The following is a 21,353-nucleotide window of genomic DNA, read 5'->3' as shown; positions in this document are numbered from 1 at the left end:
GTTTTCCTAATTGTGTATAATCGGGCCAAATTTTTAACGGTCACATTTGCACAACAAGGAGTAATTATGGGGTTTAAACAAAAAATCTATCTCACCGTAGGGTTTTTATTGGTTTTGGGGTACGGTATTTTTAGCACAACGGCGTACATGGGAGCCAAAAAAGACATCCAAAGAGGCGTTGAGCTTACCCTCTCGCAGGTATCTCAAGGTGCTGCTGAGTACTTAAATTCATGGATTGGCTACAACCTAAGCACCCTCGTGGGCCTCTCGGCAACACTTGGCACACACACTTCCTCACAGCAAGAGCTGATTATGCCTTTTTTGGAAAACAGCATGCGTGGGCTCAATGTTCCTGATGTGTATATTGGGTTTGAAGATGGCGTGTTTGTGGATGGAAGCGGTTGGGTAGCGCCTGCGGAGTATGACCCGCGAAAACGGGGGTGGTATATGAAGGCCAAAGAGCTTAAAAAAGCCTCCGTCTCCGAGGTGTACGAAGATGCAATTACCAAAAAACTTATCACAACAGCCATGGCTCCAGTGGTGCACAATGGCGTATTTAAGGGCGTTGTAGGGGCAGATGTTACCCTAGATGCCCTCACACACCGTGCCAACAGCACGAAAATCGAAGGGGGCTATTTGGCCTTCATGGACGATAAGGGTATCTTTTTAGCCCACCCCAGTAAAGACCTTTTTGGGAAACAATTTGCCAAAGCGATGCCAGACCTTGCGTGGATGGAGCAAAAGATGCTCACACAAGAGAGTGGCTTGATTGAGTACACGTTTAGTGGAAAAGACCGAGTGTTAGTGTTTTCTACCGTCCCTAGTACGGGGTGGAAGGCTTTGGCGGTGATTGATGCGGACGTGGCATTTAAGGACGTGGCCAATTACCGCAACCGTTTTATCCTCATGAGCGCGGTGATTGTGGGCGTTTCCTTGCTAAGCATCATCCTTACCCTTTCGTACCTCTTTAGGCCACTAGGCACCCTTGGCACCATGATTCGTGACCTTGGGCAAGGGGAGGGGGATTTGACCCGCCGTATCGCCATTGAGGGCAACGATGAGTTGGCGACAATGGGAAAAGATATCAATCTTTTTATCGAAAAAATCCAAACGGTGTTGAAAAAAGCGCGGCACACTAGTGCTGAAAATGCGTCCATTGCCCATGAGCTCTCTTCAACCTCCACGTCCGTGGGCAAACGCTCCGAAGAAGAAACTTTTATCGTTAGCCAAACGACTGGGGCGGGAGCAAGCGTGCTAGGAAATATCCAAGCGTCGGTGAAAACAGCACAAGAAAATAGCCTAGGCCTCGAAGAAGCGGACAAAAACCTTGTGCAAATCAAAGACGAAATGGTGCACTTAAATGCATTGCTTACCCAAACCTCCCAAAAAGAGTTAAGCCTTGCTGAAAAACTTAACCACACCAGCCAAAGTACCAATGAAGTCAAAGACGTCCTTAGTGTCATCAACGATATTGCCGAACAAACCAACCTTTTGGCCCTCAACGCCGCCATCGAAGCCGCGCGCGCAGGGGAGCACGGACGCGGGTTTGCCGTCGTGGCTGATGAGGTGCGTAAACTTGCCGAGCGCACGCAAAAATCCCTCACGGAAATCAACACGACCATCAATGTCGTGGTGCAATCCATCGCCGATGCGAGTACGGAAATGGACGCAACCTCCAAAGAAATCCTTGCCCTTTCCCGCTCTTCTGAAAAACTCGAAGAGCGCATCAGTGCCAATACCGCAATCATGCGTTCAAGCATCAACGCCAACCGCCACAGTGTCGCTGAGTATGAAAAGATTTCCAAAGAGATTCAAGGGATTATTGAGCAGATTAAAGAGGTGGACAAGATTGCCAATTCCAACGCGCGCAGTGTCGAAGAAGTGGCCAGTGCCAGCGAACACCTCTCTCAAATGACCAACCAACTCGACAGTGAATTGGGGCAGTTTAAGGTGTAGCGCCCCCCCCCTGCGCGTTTTAGGCGGGGGGATTAGGCTTCAAGCATGGCATCAAGTTCTTTGATTTTTTCAAGGGAGGCTAAGGCGGAGGCTTGGGCGTTTTGGCTTAAGCCTTCGGTAAAGTGCAAAACGTTTTCTAGCAAGACGTGAATGCCCAAAAAAATGGTTTTGGTGCAGATGTTTCTGAGGTAGCTGATGAGAATGGGCGTGGGAAGGTTGTGGGTGGAGTAGATGTAAGTGTGCTCATCGCTCAGGTCTAAAAACTCTATGGTGTTTTCTTTAAATCCGCTCATGGCATCGGCAACGACGATGATATCAGGGGCAAATTCCCGCAAAGAGCCAAACTCGTCCTCAGGAGTGTCGTAGCCAAAAAAGATACGCCATTGGGGCAAGTGTTCTTGCGCCAGTCGCCCCAGCGCAATCGCTACCCCATCATCTCCTCGCAGTTCATTGCCCACACATAACAGTGCTTTTTTCACCAAATTGCTCCTCTTTTTTACGCGTGTTGAAAATCTTTTCTTAAGACCAAATACCCTTCCCTTAGCTCCTTTAAGAGCTCTTTGAAGGGGCATTCCATCAGGTGTGGTAAAAGTTTTTGGGCGTGTTCGGGGAAGATTTCGATTTCAAAATATTTGGTCAAATTGCCCAGTTTAAAGTTTAAATACTCCCCGCCGTGGTGGAGGATTTGTTCAAATTCAGGTTCGTCAATCTCCAACACTTTTTCACTAAAATCAATCGTTCCTACCCCGTGCCCTATACATGTAGAGAAAATTTTAATCTGATCAAGCCGTGCATCGCCCGATTTTGCCCCATCAAGGTGCCTCTTGGTAAGCCGATAAACCACTACCATCTATTTCCCCCATTCCACGCGGTGGAGGCTGATTTTATCTTCCTCTTCGCAAGGCACGTATTGGGTGTAGATTTCGTTGTGCAAGATGCCAAGGCATTCCGCATACCGCGGGTCAGGTTCTGTTTTGATGGCCTCAGTGAGGGCAGCTTTGGTGGCTTTAGTGTCTTTGACGTTGCCACTTTGGGTCAGTGCTGTGAGGTATTTGTCGTACAATTTTCGCCCAAACACATAGCTCATGAGCCGTTTGGCTTGTACAAGCAAATCCCGTTCAAAAAGGGTGTTGCCCAGGACAGATTCTGCCACGAGTGAGGGCAACTCTCCCTCTTCTTCATGGCTCTCTTTTTGAAGTTTTTGTTCCATGATGCCAAGGGCAGTGGTGAGGCCGTAAATAATGCTAGCAGGGTGGGGTGGGCACCCTGGGATGTACACATCCACTGGGATGATTTTATCAATCCCACTGAGCACGCTGTAGGCATCGTAAAAAATCCCTCCGGTGGCACCACACGCCCCAAGGGCGACGACCAGTTTAGGGTCAGGGGTCGCTTCGTAAGCGCGCAAAAGCGGGTAGTACATTTGCCGTGTTACAGGACCTGTACAAAGCAAAATGTCCGCGTGGCGCGGGTTGGCAACCAGTTTAAACCCAAAGCGTTCAGGGTCCCACATGGGGGTGATGGCCGCAAAAATCTCAATCTCACAGCCGTTGCAACTCCCACAATCCACACGAAACACGCTAAAGCTTCGGCCGATGTGCTTTAAAAGGGCAAGTTTTTCCTCAAGGGAGTTGGCCAGTTCAATCTCTTTTGGCATTTCATAGGTTTTCATTCTATCACCCTCTCTTTTCCAGTGGTAAATTCTGCGACGGTGGCGTATTTCTTACATGTAGGGCAAACGCTGAGGTAGTTTTTTGCCTCTTCGAGCCGTTTTGGGCCCACATTTGCCTTGCTTAAACACTCAAAGCTGTATTTTACAAGCCGTTTGGCACTAAAGGGTTTCTTACATGTAGTGCAATATTGCACCTCAAGTTCTCCCCGTTGGATAAGGGCGGATTTGTCAAACCTCACGGCCAGTTCAAACTCTTCGCTCAGTTTAATCGCACCCGTGGGGCACACTTCGTCGCAGCGTCCGCAAAAAATGCATCGTCCGCAGTCAAACTCCCAAATGAGTTTGGTTTTTTCCTCATTAAAGGCCACGGTGATGGCATTGGAAGGACACGCAATGCCGCACGCCGCGCACCCAATGCACAAGTCAAAAATGTAAGCAGGTTTGCCGCGAAAATTATCCGCCACCTTGTAAGGCTCAAAGGGGTACTTGTGGGTCGCATCCCCGTATTTTTTACTGATATCGAGAAGTTTCATCATCGCAGATCCTTCATCGGGCTGTTTTTAAGGGTTTTGGAAAACTCTTTCAAGTCTTTGTTGGTCAAAATCTTGCTCTTTTTGCTTTTGATGTCCACCACGGTGATGCGCTCCGTGCACGAATAGCACGGGTCTAAGCTGCACACGATGAGTGCCGCATCGGCGATGGTGTTGCCGCGAAACTGGAAGCGCAAGCTTGGCCAGTTGTTGTACGTCGCCGCCCGACAGCGCCATCGAAACACCTTTTGCGCGCTCCCTTGCATAATCCAGTGGACATTGTCCCCTCTTGGGGCTTCCACGTACGCAAGGGCGTAGTTCTCAGGCTTCACATGGAATTTTGGGTCGACAATGATGGCTGTTTGGGGCATGAGCTCAAAGCACTGGCGGATGATAGACACGGAGCTTTTAAGCTCCATATAGCGCACCATTTCTCTGGCAAACACGTCGCCCCCTTCCACGACGGCAACGTCAAACTCAATCTGTTTGAAAAAATCATAAGGGTGGTCGTAGCGGGTGTCGCGCTTAATGCCACTGCCTCTAATGTTAGGTCCTACAGCGGAAAAGTCACGGGCCACTTGCTTGTCTAAAATGCCCACCCCTTTCCAGCGACTCATTTGGCGCTTGTCGTCCATGACCGCGTCCCACACTTCGTCCACTTGGGTTTCGATGATTTTCAAAATCTTCAAACTCTCTTTAATCTCAACACCCGTCACATCGCGTCTAAGGCCACCCATGACCACATTGCCGTAGGTTTTTCGCCCGCCTGTGACCAGTTCGGCCAGTTTCATGGAGTACTCGCGGATGCGGAAAATGTGCATGAAGGCATTGTAATTTCCCGTCACTTCGCAAGCAAGCCCGATGTTTAACAAATGGCTGTGAAGGCGTTCGATTTCCGAACAAATCACCCGAATGGCTTGGGCACGGGCGGGGATTTCAAGGTTAATGGCTTTTTCGGCCGATTCAATACACGCAATGGCGTGGGCGTAACCACAAATCCCACACACCCGTTCGGCCAAGTAGCCCATTTGGTCGTAGTTCATGCGATTCTCAGCCAGTTTTTCCATGCCGCGGTGTTGGTAAAAAAGGCGATAATCCGCGTCGATGATGGTGTCTCCGTCACAAAAGAGCCTAAAGTGGCCTGGCTCATCCGCCGTGATGTGTAACGGCCCAAGGGGCACGTCAATCATCCCTGTTCCCTCAGGGCGCAAGAAGTCGTATTCAGGCTCCATGTAGTGGTCTTTCATGTCAGGACGGTAGCGGTAGTCCATGGCATCTTTGCGCAAAGGAAACAAATCATTGGGCCAATCATCACTCAACACCAAACGCCGTTTATCGGGCAAACCCTCGGCCACAAGCCCAAACATGTCGTATGCTTCCCGCTCGTACCACACACAAGCAGGCACGAAAGGGGTGACAGAAGGGTACGTTAAACTATCAGGTGAGATGAGGGTTTTGACCGTCACAAAACACTTTTCCTCTTGGGCGACTTCATCACCTGCAAACAGTTTGCCACCCTCTATGGAGAGCACATAGTAAAGGGCGTAGTGCTTGTTGATACTGCGTTCATCGTTGGGCACCATGGTGGAGAGGTAGCCTCCCATGTCGTAGTACAAAAAGCGCACGGCTTCGGGAAGGTCATTTAGTTCTACTAAGGCCGTGACTTGGTCTTCGTATTGCCTTGTGACTTCTAAGACTTTAACTCTGGCACTGAGTGCTTCTATAAATTTGTCGCATTTCATGAGTAATCCTATTGTTTTAATATGCTTTTAACGCTCTCATCCAAAAGAAAGGTAAAGGACTCAAATTGCCACACACCAAAGGCGACAATCAAAACAGCCAGTGCAATGAGCGGAAGGTTTTCCCCCAGCTTCATTTCGCCATTATGTACCACTGTGCCTTCCACTTTACCAAAAGAAGCAAGAAAGAAGTGTGAAAAATCTGCGATAAAGATAATCGCTAAGGCAAGGGCAAAGATTCCCATCAACACATACTTCCCATCGATGGCCGCGGCTTTAAAAATGAGAAACTCGCTCACAAAAATCGCAAAGCCAGGCACGCCCACCAAGGAACAAATGGCAATGCCAAAAAGCACCGTGGTGATGGGGGCGATGCGAATCATCCCGCCCATTTTGGTCATGTCTTTGGTGCCGTAAATCTTGGCGATGTTGCCCGTGGAGCAAAAGGCAAGGGCTTTGGTAAAGGAGTGGGCGGCACAGTGAAAGAGTGCGGCAAAAAGCCCGATGGGCCCACCCACACCTAATCCAAAGGCAATGACGCCCATGTGGGCTACGGAGTGGTAGGCAAACATGCGCTTGACATTGTGCTGGCGAATTAAGAAAAAGGCGGAGACAAACAAGGTCAGTGTAGCACTCACAAGCATCACAGATTGCACAAAATCAAACCCTACGCCGTTTGCCACGATGGCGTAATAGCGAATAAGGGCAAGCAAGGCGCATTTTAACAAGACCCCTGAGAGTAGGGCCGAGGTGGGTGCTGGGCCCTCAGCATGTACATCGGGTAACCACGTGTGGGTGGGGGCAAGGCCCGCTTTGGTGCCATACCCAATGAGCGCAAGGATAAAGATGAGCTTCAAAGCGCTAGTATCTAAGTGTTCCGCGTTGGCAAGTAAGTTGGTGTACAACATCGCATCACCCTCGATGGTGCCATTGGCTGCGGCGAAGAGTAAGATGGTGGCGTAGAGGGCAAAGGCAAGGCCGATACTGCACAACACGATGTACTTGTAGCCACTTTCGGTGGATTTTTTATCGTTTTTGATTGCTACTAAAAAGACAGAAGCCAAGGTGGTGGCTTCGATGGCCGCCCACATAAAGGCGATGTTATTGCACACCACGCTTAAACTCATGGTCCATGTAAAGATAAAGCTGAGTGCAAAATAGTTTTTGACCTGCCTTAGGGTGACATGGCCTTCTTCAAGCTCCCATTTCATGTAGGTGGTGGCGTAGACATTGACCAAAAAGCCTGTGATGGCGATGAGCGATAAAAAGATGGCCCCCATGGAATCTAGAAAAAGAAACTGGTTAAAAGCCCAAAGTTCATTTCCCTGAACCACCTCTGCCACTGCTAAAAGCAAGACCAAAGAGACCACAAAACTTAACACGATATGCATGTTTTGCAAAAGTTTAAATTGCAGTGGCATAAAAAACATGACGATGCCAAAAACAAAAGGTACGATGAGTATGAGTGTAAGATTGTCCATATTAACCCTTTAAGTTAACCGCTTTGGAAGTATCAAGGCTTCCGTACGTGCCGTAAAAACGTTTCGCTAAAATCCCCATGATGAGCACCGCAAAAATCGCGTCAGTTAAGATGCCAACCTCCACAAGTTCATGGGAGTTGTACGCCATGAGTGCAAGGCTGAGGTGGATGCCGTTTTCAAAGAGGCAGTAGGAGAGAATTTGCTTGATGAAAGAGTTGCGTAAAATAAAGCCAAAAATCCCCATCATGAAGATAAAAGACGCGGCAAAAAGGGGCAGTGCGTCTTGAAAGAGTGAAAAGTTGACAAAGACTTTGTAAAACATCATGGCAACGGCGAGGGAAAAGCTCAGGGCTACCACAGGGGAGATGAAAAATCCGCCCACGGGCTCATCTTCCACCACAACACCCAAGCGCTTCACGAGTCTGAGCAAATAAAGAGGCACACACACCACCTTGATGACAAAGGCGGTGATTGCCCAGATAAGAAGCTCATGTGTGCCGTATTTGAAGTAGAGCGCCAAAAAGATGATGACGAGCAAAAGGGTTTGCAAGGCGTAGGCTTGGATGCTGTGGCGGTATTGCCTGAGCCCAAAGACCGCAAAACTGGTGACCATCATCAACACTGCAACGATATCAATTATATGTGCCATAGTTAAATCCCCATAATATAAAGTGCTAAAGAGGTGCACGAAATAGCCAACGCAAAGAGCATGGTGCGTTTGAGGCCGTAGTTAATCGTGTACCGTGGGCCAAAGTTGTCAATGAAAACGCCCATGACATACAAAAAGCCCACTTCTGCTAAGAAAACAACCAACGCCAAGAGCGGGTGTGCAAAGTTCCACGGAATAAAAATGACGAGGAAAAATCCCAACACGGCAAATTGCTTCAAGAGGATGGCCACGTCAATGAGGGCAAAATCTTTCCCACAAAACTCTCCCAACACCCCCTCTTGCAACTCCTGCTCAGCCTCGGCTAAGTCGTAGGGTTTTCTCCCTGTTTCTACGTACATGACCCACAAAAAGGCGGTAGCAGCGATGGAAAAAGAAGGAACGGCATACCCGTACACTCCCCCTTGAATCAAGCCTGTGATGAAGGGCAAGTTGGTGCTTCCTGCACCCATCATGACAACGATAAGGCAAATAACGGCCACCTCTTCGGTGTAAAACCCAACAGTGCCTTCTCTGCTTGCACTCACCCCTGAAAAAGGGTTGGCCGTGTCGATGCCCGCTACGATAAACGTAAACCGAAACAAAGCCCCTAGGTAGAGCAACACAAAGATGTCAGAAAATCGCGCCAACACAGAATCAGTGCCATAGGTGATGGGTAAGGCACAAAACATCGCCGCCGCACTCACAAAGAGCACATAAGGGGCGATTTGGGAGATGAAGCTGGCGCTACGGGATTTGGTTCGACCCCGTTTGCACAGCTTGTAAATGTCGTAATAGGTTTGAAAAATACTTGGCCCGATGCGGGATTGAAATTTGGCCCGTAGCTTCCTTGAAATCCCATCAAACAAAGGAGCGATTGCTATGGCTGAAACCAGTTGTAAAAGTAAGTACATGTAATCCATAGTGCCCTCCTATAAAAAGTAATGCCCGAAAACGAGCACCAAACAAAGATAAATCAAGATATAACCTGCGTACAGATTGGTTCGGCCGTTTTGAAAGACGCCGATTTTATCGGCAATGACCATGATGTAGTGAATCACTGGCTCATACAGCTTGTCCCAGAAAAAATCACGGGTTTTGTGGGTGTAAACCGCCTTGGAAAAGTACCCCTCAATCTTCACTTCACTCTCGTAGCGCAAGATAAAACTGAGGGCTTTTTTGATGTCGCCCGTGAAGGCGTTTGAGCCAATTTGCATAGTGTTGCTGTAGAGAAAACCACAAGCCCACGGGTCTGTGACGCGCGCTTCTTTGTTGTTTGCCTTAAAGAGGTAAAACAACACAAAAGGAATGATGGCACAAAGAAGCATGACAAGGATGATGAGTGGCATGGAGATAAAATCTTCGGTGACAAGGGATGTTTGGGGGATGAGCGTGAGCACAAGGGTAGTAAGCATCCCGATGACATCGTTCATAAAAATACCAATCCCCACGCACAAGCTTGCTAGCAATCCTAAAGGTAAAAGGCGCACAAAAGAGACCTCTTTGACCTCTTCAACACGTTTGGTGTCGCGGGGAAGGCCAAGAAAAACAGAACCGTATACTTTAGAAAAAGCCATGATGGCCATGGCGCCTGTAATGGAAAGGGCGATGATGGCAAGGGAGAAGAAAAAGCGAGGGGCCGCGCCTTCGCCAACGCCTCCTGCTACCATGGTTTTGTACACCACCCATTCACTGGCAAAGCCGTTGAGCGGGGGGAGGGCACAGATGGAAAGGACTGCTACAAAAAAGATGATGGACGTGTAGGGCATTTGTTTATGCAAACCCCCAAGGGTGTCCATGTCGCGCGTGTGGGTGGCGGTGTAGACGTTGCCACTTAACATAAACAAGAGGGATTTAAAGACCGCATGGTTTAGGATGTGAAAGAAGCTTGCGATGAAGCCAAGCAGGGCAAGGGTGGGTGAATGTGTCCCAAGCCCGTAAAATGCACCGCCAAGCCCTAGAAAGATAATGCCGACGTTTTCACAGGAGCTATAAGCGATGGCGGCTTTGTAGTCGTTGGAAACCAATGCGTAAATGATGCCAAACACACAGCTAAGGGCGCCCATAAAGAGTAAGATGTAGCCAAACTCCACCAAGGAAGGGAGTAAAAGGGAAAATTTGATAAAGGCAAAAAGGGCCACTTTAATCATCACCCCGCTCATGAGTGCAGAGGCATTGGAAGGGCATCGGCAGTAAGCCAGAGGCAGCCACACGTGAAAAGGAAACATGCCCGCTTTGGAGCCAAGGCCTATTAATAGTAAGATAAAAAGCGTCAAGCTCATGCCAAAGCTGATGTCCATGGAAGCAAAGGCGCTAAATTCAAAACTGCCCGCAACGCTAGCCATGATTAAGAGTGCAATCATCAAACAAAAGGCGCCTATTTGGGCGATGCCTAGGTACACCATAACGTTTTTAGACGCGTCTTTGCCGTCATTAATGAGAATCAATAGGGCTGAAAGAAGGGTCATCACTTCCCATAAAAGCATAAAGGAAAACACATTATCGCTAGCGATGACCAATAACATGGAGAGAATAAACGCGTTAAACAAGGACGCGAAGACGGCTAAATTGGCCTTTTTTTCGTAAAATTTGGCGTAATCAAAGCTAAACAGCGACACGGCAAAGGCCACGAGGCTCACAAGGAAGCTAAAAAACATCCCCAGAGGGTCTAGCCGAAACACGGGGGCGCTGATGAAGTTTCCCGGCAGTGTCCACACGAGGGTTTCGCCCAGACTGGAAAAGAAAAAGATGCTGGCGTATAAGGAAAAGAGCGTGGCCAGTCCAAACCCAACCTTTTGAGCAAGGAGGGGTTTTTTGTACAAAAGGAGAGAAAGAGCAGAGGTGAGTAAAAAGAGTGTGTATACCGTTTGCATTAGGATTCCTCACTGTTTGGCGTTTCATTGGAAGCAGGTTTTGGCTCTTTGGGCTTTTTGACAAAAGGTTCGGGGACGTTTTTAAATACTGTATCAGGCGCGATGGCTTTTAAAAAGGGTGCTAAATCCCCTTTGATTTTTTTGCCAAATTTACACTCCCCTGACACGGGGTCTACAAACACTAACGCTCCCGTTGGACACACGCCCACGCACGCAGGTCCACTTTCAATGCCCACGCACATGTCGCATTTGATGGCGATGCTTTTAAGGCCGCTGATGCAGCCCGCCTCCAAATGCCGCTCCACCTCTTCTTGGATGGAAGGGGGAAATTCTGCGTCAATGACGATGGCCCCATAAGGACAGGCGATAGTGCAAAGCTTGCACCCAATGCAAATCTCTTCGCAAAGCTCAACGCAAGAATTGGCGATATAAAGTGCGCCTGTGGGGCAGACATTGGCACAGGGTGCGTCGTCGCACTGGCGGCATTGGTTGGGCATTTTGCCACTCTCTAGCGTAAGCACGTCCAACCTTTTTTTGGAGAGTTTCCCGCGCATGTACGCGTGCTTGATGCAGGTTTTCATGCAGGCATTACAGGCGATGCACATGTCGGGGTTGGTGATGACAAATTGATGAATTTTTGACATAGACGACCTTTTACGGTTTGTATGGTTTGAAAAACCAAAGTTATTAGAACCTTTCTTGAGCAGTCAAAAACCCTACGTCCCAAGAATGTGATAACGAAATAATACACTACATGTATAGCACGAAAATAGCTTATTGAGAGTGTATACCCTTAAAACTTATCTAATAATAATGTTTTAGAGAATTTTAAAATAAACAGCAGATTTTAATGGGAGTTTCCTCTTTTGACCCATCATGCAACACTAAGGCCACAGTCCATTCTTTTGGGTTGATTGCGCATTTTATCTTTTGCACTTAGGGGATGTAGTGTGTGCTTTTTTTGGAATATCTGTATTGTCCAAGCAAGGTGAGGTGTAGTGGTTTGAGTCGATAAAAAAGTGCAAATATCCTTACATGTAAAGGGTTCCAATAAGGGGTTTTAAACTCTTCTCACCCCGCTTTGTGCAACACACACGCTAGACGCGTGCCGCAACCGTAACCCTAGTAGTATTGCATCTTTGAGTGCATCAAATATACCCCAATCCATGAAGATTAACATACCCTCGTCCATTTATCCAACGATACAAACCCATCAAACCGAAGCACCAACATTCCCCACAGAAGAAGCTACCATCTCAACACAGTGGGGATTGTCGTAGAGGTAGTGAAAAATTGATAATAAAAATGCGGACACATTGTGACCAACCCCTTTACATGTAAGGCTAAATCCTCTTGTTGGTCTCATCTTCTTTTTCATGCACAGACGGGCTGGATTATGTGGCTCGCTTGGTGTGCACCTTTAAAACTTATCTAATAATAATGTTTTAGAGAATTTTAAAATAAACAGTAAATTTCAATATAAAATCCCTCTCACCGCTATTTTCGCGCTACAAACTTTCTATACCATTGTGATGTCAAAAATTCTCAGAAGGAGAGAAAATGTCGGACAAAATTTATCGCGTTAACATGGCTACTATGGGCTTTTCCGTGGAAGAGGTTCCCGTAGAATGGGCAGGGCTTGGCGGTCGCGCTTTAACCTCCATTGTCGTTGCTGAAGAGGTGGATCCTGAATGCCACCCATTAGGACCAAACAACAAGCTTGTCTTTGCTCCAGGATTGCTCTCAGGCACAAGTGCAGCCAACAGTGGCCGTAATTCCTGTGGCGCAAAAAGTCCACTAACGGGCGGCATTAAAGAGTCAAATGTAGGGGGCACGAGTGCGGGGATTATGGCTAAACTTGGGGTCAAAGCACTCATCATCGAAGGCTTGCCTAAAGACGACAGCACTTTTTACCATTTACATGTAAGTAAAGACAAGGTGGAGTTTTTCGCCGTGCCAGAGCTTGTGGGAAAAAATAACTACGAAGTGCTGGATTATATGTTGGAAAAATACAGCAAAAAAGTGGCGGTGATGAGCATCGGAACCCCGGGTGAGATGCGCATGAATTTGGCCAACATCTCCGTCAAAGACCCAGGTGGAAAGCTACGAAGCCACGGACGCGGCGGCCTTGGTGCGGTCATGGGTTCTAAGAAAATCAAGTGCATCACGGTGGATGCGGAAAGTTACAAAGAAACCACCATCGCGGATCCTGAAAAATTCAAAGAAGCCAGCAAAATCTTTACTAAAGCTTTGCAAGAAAACCCCATCAGTGGCCAAGGATTGCCCGCTTTTGGCACCAACGTGCTTGTGAATATCCTCAACGAAGCAGGCGGCCTTCCTACCCGTAACTTTAGAAGTGGCAATTGGGAGCACGCAGAAAAAATTAGCGGTGAAACCATGGCAGAGAACATCAAAGCCAGAGGCGGAAAAACTACCCACGGATGCCACGCGGGATGTGTGATTCAGTGTTCACAAGTGTACAACGACGCCGAGGGAAATTACGTAACTTCTGGTTTTGAATACGAGACCATTTGGGCCTATGGGGCCAACATGGGCATCACGGATCTAGACCTTATCGCCAGAATCGATGCGCTTATGGATGATTTGGGGGTGGATTCTATTGAAACGGGTGTGGTGTTTGGTTTGGCGGTGGATGCAGGTATTTTAGAATACGGCGATGGCAAACGGGCGTATGAGCTCATTGCCAATGACATTGCCACAGGGACGCCCCTTGGACGCATTTTGGGTGGAGGTACCCATGTTTTAGGAAAAATCTATGGCCTTGTGCGGGTTCCTACGGTTAAAGGGCAAAGTATCCCTGCGTATGACCCTCGCGCGGTTAAGGGGCAAGGTGTCACGTACGCAACCTCTACCATGGGGGCAGATCACACCGCAGGCTACGCCGTAGCGACCAACATCTTAAACAGCGGTGGCCACGTGGACCCTTTGAGCAAAGAGGGACAAATCACCCTTGCGCGTAACCTTCAAATCGCTACTGCGGCGGTGGATAGCACGGGCATGTGCATCTTCGTGGCATTTCCCGCGTTAGATGACCCCAAATGTTTGCCTGCCTTGGTGGACATGATTAATGCCCGCTTTGGCATCAACCTCACGGGCGATGATGTGAGCAACTTGGGCATCAAAATCCTTAAAGCTGAACGCGCCTTTAACATCAAAGCAGGCCTTACAAGCGCCGATGACCGCTTGCCAGAATTTATGAAATACGAAGCCCTTCCACCGCACAACGTGGTGTGGGACTTTACAGGCGCAGAGCTTGATGCTTTTTGGGATTTTTAGATGACCATTACTGTGAAGCTCTTTGCGCAGTACCGCGAGGGACGGTTCAAAGAGGGAGTACTTGAGTACCCCGAGGGAACCTGCGCCAAAGCAGTGATAGCGGCCCTTGGTATTGATGTGAGTCCGTATCCATTAGGTGTTTTGATGCGTAACGGACGGCACGAAGTAGAAGAGGTGATGCTACAGGAGGGAGATATTCTCTCCCTCTTTCCAAAAGTTGGCGGGGGGTGAGGTTCATGCTGTGTTGTTTTGTAACTGTACCACCACTTGTTCTAGGCAAAAACGTTGAAACATACTTTTTGCTATGTTCGTGCTATAAAGTTGGTATACCATGCCTTATTAGGTGTGTAGCGTTTTATTTACGAATGCTTCGTAATCGTTTGCATGGATATATGCTAAAAATGCATATATCCTAGGAGGGAAACATGTTGAGATCTTTATATAAAGGAGGTAAGGCTACCTAGAAGGAGTGGCACATTTTGCTTTTTTAGAAAGCTTGAAATGTGTTAGGCCACTTCGTTTAACTACAAATATGCAATTTTTACATATTTGTAGTGAGGGCTATGGTGCTTAAAAGCTTGTGTGAATTTATATCTTAGGAAAGGATGAAAAATGTTAAAAAGAACGTTAATGATTAATGGTTCGAAGGTGACATTAGTAGCTGATGCGGAAGAGAAACTATCAGATGTTCTCAGAAAACAGTTAGGACTTACAGGAACAAAAGTCGGCTGTGGAAGCGGCGAATGCGGCACATGCACGGTTATTCTTAATGGCAAAGTGGTAAGAGCATGTATCACGAAGATGAAAAAAGTGAATGACAATGATGAACTCATTACCATTGAAGGCGTGGGAACCAAAGACAACCTTCACCCGCTTCAAATCGCATGGATGGTGCATGGTGGAGCACAATGCGGTTTTTGTACCCCAGGTTTCATCGTCTCAGCCAAAGGACTATTAGATCAAAACACTAGTCCAACACGTGAAGACGTGCGAGATTGGTTCCAAAAAAACAAGAATCTTTGCCGTTGTACAGGATATGTACCTCTCATTAATGCGGTCATGGATGCTGCAAAGCTTGTGCGTGGTGAAATCACAGTAAAAGAGTTTTGGAAAGAGCTTCCTGAGGGCGCTTCGTTGGTGGGTTCAGAGTTTATTCGTCCCTCCGCACTTGCAAAAGTCATGGGAACATGGGATTTTGGAGCCGATTTGGGTTTAAAACTCCCACTCAATACCCTTCATGCCAAACTCGTTCAAGCCGAAGTTTCTCATGCGAATATTATCTCGATTGACACCGAAGAAGCGAAAAAAGTTCCGGGTGTTGTCGCTGTTCTTACCTATAAAGATGTGAAAGGAACGAACCGCATCAATGGTTTGGCATTTCCTACCAATAAGGGTGATGGCTTAGATAGACCCATCTTAAACGATAAAAAAATCTTCCAATACGGTGACGCCATCGCAATTGTCCTCGCTGAAAATGAAAAAGCCGCTCATGCGGGCGTTGATAAAGTCAAAGTGGAACTTGAAGTATTACCTGCGTACATGAACGCACCTGACGCGATGGCAGATGATGCGATTGAGATTCACCCAGGAACGCCTAATGTCTACTTTACCAACCATATAAGTAAAGGAGCCGAAACCAGCCCTATCATGAAAGAGGCACCTTATGTAGTGGAAGATAGTTTCTATACCCAACGTCAACCGCACTTACCGCTAGAGCCCGATGTTGGTTTTGCGTATGTCAATGATGAGGGCAAACTCATTGTTCACTCTAAAAGTATCGCACTGCATTTTCATGCATTGATGATTGCTGAGGGTGTAGGCATGAAAGCCGAAGATGTTTTCATCGTTCAAAACAATACGGGAGCTACGTTTGGTTATAAATTTAGCCCAACGATGGAAGGCTTACTTGGGGTTGCAACCCTTGCTACGGGACGACCCGTCTACCTTGAATTTGATATGAAACAACAAATCACCTACACCGGTAAACGCTCCCCGTTCTGGACGACGATGAAAATGGCGGCGGACAAAAATGGCAAAATCTTAGCATTAGAATCTGATTGGAGTGTTGATCATGGTCCATATTCTGAATTTGGTGACTTATTAACCCAAAGAGGTTTCCAATTTGGTGGAGCAGGATATATGATTCCTAATATTCGTGGTAATGGACGAACCGTTTGTACGAACCACGGTTGGGGTTCAGCGTTCCGTGGTTATGGTGCTCCTGAGATCATGTTCCCATCCGAAGTACTCATTGATGAGTTGGCTGAAAAAGTGGGTATGGATCCGTTTGACTTCCGCTATAAAAATATCTACAGACCAGGTGACACAACCCCAACAGGATGTTCTCCCGATGTTTTTTGTTTAGAAGAACTGTTTGATAAAAGTCGTCCTGTGTATGCGTTAGCGAAAGAGACAGCGGCAAAAAAGAACGCCAGTGCAGCAGCCGATAAAAAATACGGCGTGGGCGTTTCGGTCAATATCTACGGTTGTGGCTTAGATGGCCCTGACTCTTCCGAGGCGTGGGCAGAGCTCACCAAAAACGGTGTTGCAGTGGGCAATTCATGGGAAGATCACGGTCAAGGGGCGGACATCGGAACGCTTACCTTTGCGCATGAAACCTTAAAACCTCTGCATCTTAGACCTGAGCAAATTGATTTAGTCCTCAACGATATGACCAAAACACCAAACAGCGGCCCAGCAGGCGGAAGTCGCTCCAATGTGGTTACGGGTAATGCAACCGTTGTGGCATGCCGCAATTTGCTTGAAGCGATGAAAAAAGAAGATGGCACATACCGAACCTACGATGAGATGGTCACTGAAGGTCGAGAGCTTAAATACATGGGTAAATGGACAGCTCCGTGCACCGATACACCTCCAACCGATGGTCAAGGTAACCCATTTGCGGCTTACATGTACGGTGTCTGCATCGCAGAAGTCGAGGTCGATACTAAAACGGGCAAAACCAATGTTGAGAAAATGACACTCGCATCGGATGTTGGTACGATCATCAATAAACTCGTTGTCGATGGGCAAATGTATGGCGGTTTGGTTCAAGGTATCGGTCTAGCATTGACTGAAGATTTTGAGGATCTTAAAAAACATACGACCCTAACAGGATGCGGTATCCCTAAAATCAAAGATGTTCCCGACAATTTGGATCTCATCTACACCGAATACCAACGACCAAACAGCTTACTTGGCGCTTCAGGTGCGGGTGAAATGCCTTTAGCGGCTCCGCATGCGGCGATTATTAATGCGATTTACAATGCGTGTGGTGCGAGAGTGACACACTTACCAGCACGCCCTGAGAAAGTTCTAGCAGCGATGGCATAATCGCTTTACATGTAAGGCGTGGGATACATGTGTATCGCACGCCTGATTTTGCTTTTAACACGATCGTTTGAGGAGAAAAGAATGGATTTAGACGCATTATTAGAGATTAGCAATCAGTGTATTCATTCAGAACCTCCTGTTTGTGTGGCATCGTGTCCGGTTCATATGGATGTGATTGCTTTTGTACACGAAATTGAAAAAGGTGATTTTGCTAAAGCGTATAAGGTGATGGAAGCCAAAATACCCTTTAGCAGACTTATTGGAAAAATCTGCGACCACCCTTGTGAGAAGCTCTGTGTACGAAAAGAGGTAGGTGGCAGTATCCGCATCAGTGAACTGGAAAAAACGGTGATTGATTTAGGGTATACGAGTCCTAAAAAACCACTACTTATGCCCAAAAACAAAGGGACTGTTGCGATTATTGGTGGGGGGCTCAGTGGGTGCGTTACAGCGATTGAGCTGGATAAAAAAGGCTACAAAGTCAGCATTTACGAAAAAACAAACCGTTTAGGCGGAAGCCTTTGGGCGTATGAGGGTCAAGCGTTAGAGACCGCCATCATCGAAGAAGAACTCTGCGTGATTGCAAAAAAAGGTATTACAGTTTGTTATAACACGGAAGTTACTGAAGAAAATCTGCAAACTTACATTGAAAAATACGATGCGCTCTATTTAGGAACAGGGGCTTGGAGCAAAGCGTACACCATTCATCCTGAAACATTTCAAGTCAATGAATCTTCCTTGTTTATCGGTGGCACACTTCAAACGCAAAATCATTCTATTATCTTTTCGGCAAGTTCAGGAAAAAGAGCGGCGGTCTCTATTGACCGCTATATTACCAAAACCTCGATGAGTGCTTCTCGGGAGCGAGAAGGTGTTTTTGAAACGAAATTAGACTATAAAATTGATACGGTAAAACCGACTCAGACCGTCGTAAAAAGAGCCTCTCTTTACTCTGAAAATGAAGCACAAGAGGAAGCAAGCCGGTGTCTTAAATGCCAATGCGATGCCTGTATTAAAGCGTGCGTGCATATGCAACGCTTTAATATCACACCTGATCGCTATATCAGGAGTATCAATCACAACGAGCGCATTGTTTTAGGAAACAGAAGCGCCAATTTGATGATTAACTCCTGTACGGAGTGTGGCTTGTGCAAAGAGGTTTGTCCTATCGGCATTGGTATGGCAGACATCATACGCGCTACAAGACAAAGCATGGTTGAGCGTAAAAAAATGCCCATATCAGCGCATGATTTTGCCCTTAAAGATATGCAGTACAGCCACAGCGATTATTTTTCATTGGTACGCAAACAACCAAGCAAAGAAGCTTCAAAAGATCTTTTTTATTATCCTGTGATTGCTTTTTCGGCGTACGCACGAGGGCTGTATAAAGGCTCAGGCAAAACGGGCTATCTGTTTTACCCAGGGTGTCAGCTTAGTTCCACGCATACAGAATATATCGGGGATATTTACAAACATCTCGTGGGGGCTATTAAGGATAAAGATGCGGACAATGATGTTGGCTTGTATTTGGACTGTTGTGGTGCACCTGCGGATTGGGCGGGGAGGCTTGATTTGATGCCCCAAAGCATCGAAAAAATTCGTAAAACATGGGAAGAGATGGAAGAGCCGACCTTCATTTTAGCCTGTTCGAGCTGTGCTTCGACATTTGAGAAGTATCTGCCGATGATTAAGACCATCTCGTTATGGGAAGTGTTTGCTACATACGGTTTGCCTGAGGTGGATATTAAAAAAGGTAAGCGTGAGCTTTGCATTCACGATGCGTGTGCGACAAGGCACGATGGAAAAATCCATGAAAGTATCCGCAGCATCGTCAAAACCTTGGGCTACAGCATCCAAGAGCTTGAATATGCCAAAGAAAAGACAAAATGTTGCGGTTATGGCGGTTTGGTCGCTTGTGCCAATCCTGAACAAGCAGAAGATTTTGTTCAAGACCGTATCGATGAGAGTGAGCAAGATGTGCTGGTGTATTGCGCAATGTGCAAAGATATGTTGGTCAAAGGCAATAAACGGGCGTATCATATTTTGGACATCATTTATGGCAATGAAATCAACCATGATGCGCCTCAAACAATGCCAACCCTCTCAGAGCGCCAAAACAATCGCAAACGCCTCAAACACCAGTTGCTTAAAGAGATTTGGAACGAAGAGGAGAGCGATATGAGCAAGATGTATGATTTTACACTCCATGTTTCCGATGCGATAATCGCGCTGATGGAGAAGCGATTTATTTTAATGAGTGATGTTGAAAAAGTGGTGGATCACTCCCTTACATGTAAAGAGCGATTTTACAATCCTGAAACCTTGGATTTTCTCGCACGCCTGAGAGTGCAAAATGTGACCTTTTGGGTGAAGTACGAAGAGCGTGGCAGTGACATCACGGTGAAAGATGTCTACAGCCATCGTATGGAAGTGGTGGAGGACTGAGATGGAAACTAAAATCGATACAACAACCCCATGGATGTGTGACAAATGCCAAAAAGCATTGGTGCTAGAAAAGGCCAAGGTGCGCTATTTGGAGGGCAATTTTGAAGTAGAGCTTTTAAAATGCCCTACATGTAAGATGGTGTTCATCAGCGACGCGTTGGCAATGGGCAAGATGCTTGAAGTCGAAAAAGGGCTGGAGGATAAATAAGTAATGAATGCTTATGAGAGTTGTTGCATGCAAGAAGCCACAGGGGAAACCTTGCGCCCTGGAGGATTTACGCTTACCCAAAAAGCCATCAGTTTTTGTGGCTTAACAAAACAATCTAGCGTTTTGGATTTGGGATGTGGCATGGGTGCGACGGCTTCGTATTTATATGAACACTATGGGATACAAGCGGTAGGCATCGACCCCTCTCCTAAGCTTTTAGGCATGGCAAAGGCTAAAAATCCTTTTGCTACATTTGTTTTAGGCTCAGGCGAGTCACTGCCATTTGAAAATGAGCATTTTGAATGTGTCTTTGCCGAGTGCACCTTGTCCTTGATGCATGCTTTACATGTAAGCCTCAAAGAGGTGTTTAGGGTATTAGAAAAAGGGGGTTGGTTTGTCATCACCGATGTGTATGCAAAAAACCCTGAAGCACTCAAACCGATGGAAAATTTTTCGCTCAATTCGTGTATGCGGGGGCTTCACCATTTGCCACTGTTGCAACACGAACTAGAGATGATGGGATTTGAAGTGATGCTTTTGGAGGAGTGTAGCCCATTGCTTAAAGAACTGATGGTGAAAATCATTTTTTCACACGGTTCGATGAGTGCTTTTTGGAGCAAAACTCTTGAAGATGAAACACCGCATGCGTGCTGTGCGTTTGAGGAAAATCTCAAAGCGTGCAAACCAGGGTATTTTATGATGATTTTACAAAAAGGAGAACGCAATGGATGATTTATCGGTTCGTTTATTTAAGCTCTCATCAGCAGGATTTTGCTGTGCGCAAATCATGTACAAGCTTGCCCTAGAGGACGAAGGGAGCGAAAATGAAGACTTGGTACGTGCAGCGCAAGGCCTTTGTAGAGGTATTGCAAACACGCAAAAAACCTGCGGTGTCCTCACGGGTGGAATTGGTGTTTTGGGACTCTACAGTGCAAAAGGCGATGAAAGCGAAGAAGCCAGAGCAGATTTTTTGGAAATGGTTGAAGAGTTTCATGCATGGTTTGCAGCCGAATTTGGTTCAACCAAGTGTGTTGCACTCATTGGAGAGAGAGATTTTCATGGAGTTGATGAAAGCTATAAGCCCCTTTGTGCGGGAATGATTCAAAAATCCTACATCAAAGTCTATGAGATTTTGCAAGAACACGGCTACGAGTACGGAAACAGAGAGTAAGG

At 46.9% G+C, this 21,353-nt stretch carries 19 protein-coding genes; 8 read left to right on the top strand and 11 right to left on the bottom strand.

The window, feature by feature from the left end; genetic code table 11:
* Positions 1–66 precede the first annotated feature (66 nt).
* A complete protein-coding gene (locus tag AC5SLM_RS08300) occupies positions 67–1,956 on the top strand; it encodes a methyl-accepting chemotaxis protein (RefSeq protein WP_495250482.1) in 1,890 nt (629 codons plus the stop codon).
* 32 nt (positions 1,957–1,988) lie between these two features.
* On the opposite strand, the gene AC5SLM_RS08295 is transcribed toward AC5SLM_RS08300, so the two are convergent.
* From AC5SLM_RS08295 to AC5SLM_RS08245, 11 genes are all read right to left on the bottom strand, one after another.
* The gene (locus tag AC5SLM_RS08295) at positions 1,989–2,435 is read right to left on the bottom strand and encodes a hydrogenase 3 maturation endopeptidase HyCI (RefSeq protein ID WP_495250481.1); all 447 of its coding nucleotides are present in this window, start codon (positions 2,433–2,435) and stop codon (positions 1,989–1,991) included.
* A 17-nt stretch (positions 2,436–2,452) separates the two neighbouring features.
* A complete protein-coding gene (locus AC5SLM_RS08290) occupies positions 2,453–2,806 on the bottom strand; it encodes a formate hydrogenlyase maturation HycH family protein (RefSeq protein WP_495250480.1) in 354 nt (117 codons plus the stop codon).
* Positions 2,807–3,628, bottom strand: a complete 822-nt coding sequence (locus AC5SLM_RS08285) for an NADH-quinone oxidoreductase subunit B family protein (RefSeq protein WP_495250479.1) — start codon at positions 3,626–3,628, stop codon at positions 2,807–2,809.
* Positions 3,625–4,164 carry a formate hydrogenlyase complex iron-sulfur subunit gene (locus AC5SLM_RS08280; protein WP_495250478.1) on the bottom strand — a complete coding sequence of 180 codons (540 nt, stop codon included), beginning with the start codon at positions 4,162–4,164 and terminating at the stop codon, positions 3,625–3,627. Before AC5SLM_RS08280 ends, AC5SLM_RS08285 begins: the two co-directional genes overlap by 4 nt.
* Complete coding sequence (locus tag AC5SLM_RS08275) at positions 4,161–5,900, bottom strand: hydrogenase large subunit (RefSeq protein ID WP_495250477.1); 1,740 nt, start codon at positions 5,898–5,900, stop codon at positions 4,161–4,163. The genes AC5SLM_RS08280 and AC5SLM_RS08275 overlap by 4 nt, the downstream gene beginning before the upstream one ends.
* An 8-nt stretch (positions 5,901–5,908) precedes the next feature.
* Positions 5,909–7,378, bottom strand: coding sequence for a hydrogenase 4 subunit F (locus AC5SLM_RS08270; RefSeq protein WP_495250476.1), 1,470 nt, complete (start codon positions 7,376–7,378; stop codon positions 5,909–5,911).
* 1 nt (position 7,379) lies between these two features.
* On the bottom strand, positions 7,380–8,027 hold the full coding sequence (hyfE, locus tag AC5SLM_RS08265; RefSeq protein ID WP_495250475.1) for a hydrogenase 4 membrane subunit: 648 nt from the start codon (positions 8,025–8,027) through the stop codon (positions 7,380–7,382).
* A gap of 2 nt (positions 8,028–8,029) precedes the next feature.
* Positions 8,030–8,947: a respiratory chain complex I subunit 1 family protein gene (locus AC5SLM_RS08260; protein WP_495250474.1), complete on the bottom strand. Its 918-nt coding sequence runs from the start codon at positions 8,945–8,947 to the stop codon at positions 8,030–8,032.
* A 9-nt stretch (positions 8,948–8,956) separates the two neighbouring features.
* Entirely contained in the window at positions 8,957–10,897 is a 1,941-nt protein-coding gene (locus AC5SLM_RS08255) for a proton-conducting transporter transmembrane domain-containing protein (RefSeq protein WP_495250473.1), read from the bottom strand.
* A complete protein-coding gene (locus AC5SLM_RS08250) occupies positions 10,897–11,541 on the bottom strand; it encodes a 4Fe-4S dicluster domain-containing protein (RefSeq protein WP_495250472.1) in 645 nt (214 codons plus the stop codon). Before AC5SLM_RS08250 ends, AC5SLM_RS08255 begins: the two co-directional genes overlap by 1 nt.
* 569 nt (positions 11,542–12,110) lie before the next feature.
* Entirely contained in the window at positions 12,111–12,263 is a 153-nt protein-coding gene (locus tag AC5SLM_RS08245) for a hypothetical protein (RefSeq protein WP_495250471.1), read from the bottom strand.
* A 194-nt stretch (positions 12,264–12,457) separates the two neighbouring features.
* Between AC5SLM_RS08245 and AC5SLM_RS08240 the strand changes: the two genes are divergently transcribed.
* The 7 genes from AC5SLM_RS08240 to AC5SLM_RS08210 all read left to right on the top strand — a co-directional run bounded on the left by AC5SLM_RS08240 (position 12,458) and on the right by AC5SLM_RS08210 (position 21,351).
* Positions 12,458–14,194, top strand: a complete 1,737-nt coding sequence (locus AC5SLM_RS08240) for an aldehyde ferredoxin oxidoreductase family protein (RefSeq protein WP_495250470.1) — start codon at positions 12,458–12,460, stop codon at positions 14,192–14,194.
* Positions 14,195–14,425 (top strand): MoaD/ThiS family protein, encoded by a 231-nt coding sequence (locus AC5SLM_RS08235; RefSeq protein ID WP_495250469.1) that lies wholly within the window; start codon positions 14,195–14,197, stop codon positions 14,423–14,425.
* Positions 14,426–14,806: 381 nt separating this feature from the next.
* Positions 14,807–17,527: a molybdopterin-dependent aldehyde oxidoreductase gene (locus AC5SLM_RS08230; RefSeq protein WP_495250468.1), complete on the top strand. Its 2,721-nt coding sequence runs from the start codon at positions 14,807–14,809 to the stop codon at positions 17,525–17,527.
* An 81-nt stretch (positions 17,528–17,608) separates the two neighbouring features.
* Positions 17,609–19,972 carry a pyridine nucleotide-disulfide oxidoreductase/dicluster-binding protein gene (locus AC5SLM_RS08225; protein ID WP_495250467.1) on the top strand — a complete coding sequence of 788 codons (2,364 nt, stop codon included), beginning with the start codon at positions 17,609–17,611 and terminating at the stop codon, positions 19,970–19,972.
* Position 19,973: 1 nt separating this feature from the next.
* Positions 19,974–20,180, top strand: coding sequence for a DVU_1557 family redox protein (locus AC5SLM_RS08220; protein WP_495250466.1), 207 nt, complete (start codon positions 19,974–19,976; stop codon positions 20,178–20,180).
* Positions 20,181–20,183: 3 nt separating this feature from the next.
* Positions 20,184–20,912 carry a DVU_1556 family methyltransferase gene (trsM, locus tag AC5SLM_RS08215; protein WP_495250465.1) on the top strand — a complete coding sequence of 243 codons (729 nt, stop codon included), beginning with the start codon at positions 20,184–20,186 and terminating at the stop codon, positions 20,910–20,912.
* Positions 20,905–21,351: a DVU_1555 family C-GCAxxG-C-C protein gene (locus AC5SLM_RS08210; RefSeq protein WP_495250464.1), complete on the top strand. Its 447-nt coding sequence runs from the start codon at positions 20,905–20,907 to the stop codon at positions 21,349–21,351. Before trsM ends, AC5SLM_RS08210 begins: the two co-directional genes overlap by 8 nt.
* Positions 21,352–21,353 lie beyond the last annotated feature (2 nt).

Source organism: Sulfurospirillum sp. HTRB-L1, from assembly GCF_059415125.1.
This window is presented reverse-complemented; position numbering and strand designations above follow the sequence as displayed.

Bases quoted from the DNA above. Each gene is read 5' to 3' on its own strand.
- AC5SLM_RS08230 (WP_495250468.1), top strand. From the start codon at position 14,807: ATGTTAAAAAGAACGTTAATGATTAATGGTTCGAAGGTGACATTAGTA.
- AC5SLM_RS08300 (WP_495250482.1), top strand. From the start codon at position 67: ATGGGGTTTAAACAAAAAATCTATCTCACCGTAGGGTTTTTATTGGTT.
- AC5SLM_RS08275 (WP_495250477.1), bottom strand. From the start codon at position 5,900: ATGAAATGCGACAAATTTATAGAAGCACTCAGTGCCAGAGTTAAAGTC.
- hyfE (WP_495250475.1), bottom strand. From the start codon at position 8,027: ATGGCACATATAATTGATATCGTTGCAGTGTTGATGATGGTCACCAGT.
- AC5SLM_RS08280 (WP_495250478.1), bottom strand. From the start codon at position 4,164: ATGATGAAACTTCTCGATATCAGTAAAAAATACGGGGATGCGACCCAC.
- AC5SLM_RS08225 (WP_495250467.1), top strand. From the start codon at position 17,609: ATGGATTTAGACGCATTATTAGAGATTAGCAATCAGTGTATTCATTCA.
- AC5SLM_RS08285 (WP_495250479.1), bottom strand. From the start codon at position 3,628: ATGAAAACCTATGAAATGCCAAAAGAGATTGAACTGGCCAACTCCCTT.
- trsM (WP_495250465.1), top strand. From the start codon at position 20,184: ATGAATGCTTATGAGAGTTGTTGCATGCAAGAAGCCACAGGGGAAACC.
- AC5SLM_RS08220 (WP_495250466.1), top strand. From the start codon at position 19,974: ATGGAAACTAAAATCGATACAACAACCCCATGGATGTGTGACAAATGC.
- AC5SLM_RS08235 (WP_495250469.1), top strand. From the start codon at position 14,195: ATGACCATTACTGTGAAGCTCTTTGCGCAGTACCGCGAGGGACGGTTC.
- AC5SLM_RS08290 (WP_495250480.1), bottom strand. From the start codon at position 2,806: ATGGTAGTGGTTTATCGGCTTACCAAGAGGCACCTTGATGGGGCAAAA.
- AC5SLM_RS08210 (WP_495250464.1), top strand. From the start codon at position 20,905: ATGGATGATTTATCGGTTCGTTTATTTAAGCTCTCATCAGCAGGATTT.
- AC5SLM_RS08260 (WP_495250474.1), bottom strand. From the start codon at position 8,947: ATGGATTACATGTACTTACTTTTACAACTGGTTTCAGCCATAGCAATC.
- AC5SLM_RS08255 (WP_495250473.1), bottom strand. From the start codon at position 10,897: ATGCAAACGGTATACACACTCTTTTTACTCACCTCTGCTCTTTCTCTC.
- AC5SLM_RS08240 (WP_495250470.1), top strand. From the start codon at position 12,458: ATGTCGGACAAAATTTATCGCGTTAACATGGCTACTATGGGCTTTTCC.
- AC5SLM_RS08270 (WP_495250476.1), bottom strand. From the start codon at position 7,378: ATGGACAATCTTACACTCATACTCATCGTACCTTTTGTTTTTGGCATC.
- AC5SLM_RS08250 (WP_495250472.1), bottom strand. From the start codon at position 11,541: ATGTCAAAAATTCATCAATTTGTCATCACCAACCCCGACATGTGCATC.
- AC5SLM_RS08245 (WP_495250471.1), bottom strand. From the start codon at position 12,263: ATGAGACCAACAAGAGGATTTAGCCTTACATGTAAAGGGGTTGGTCAC.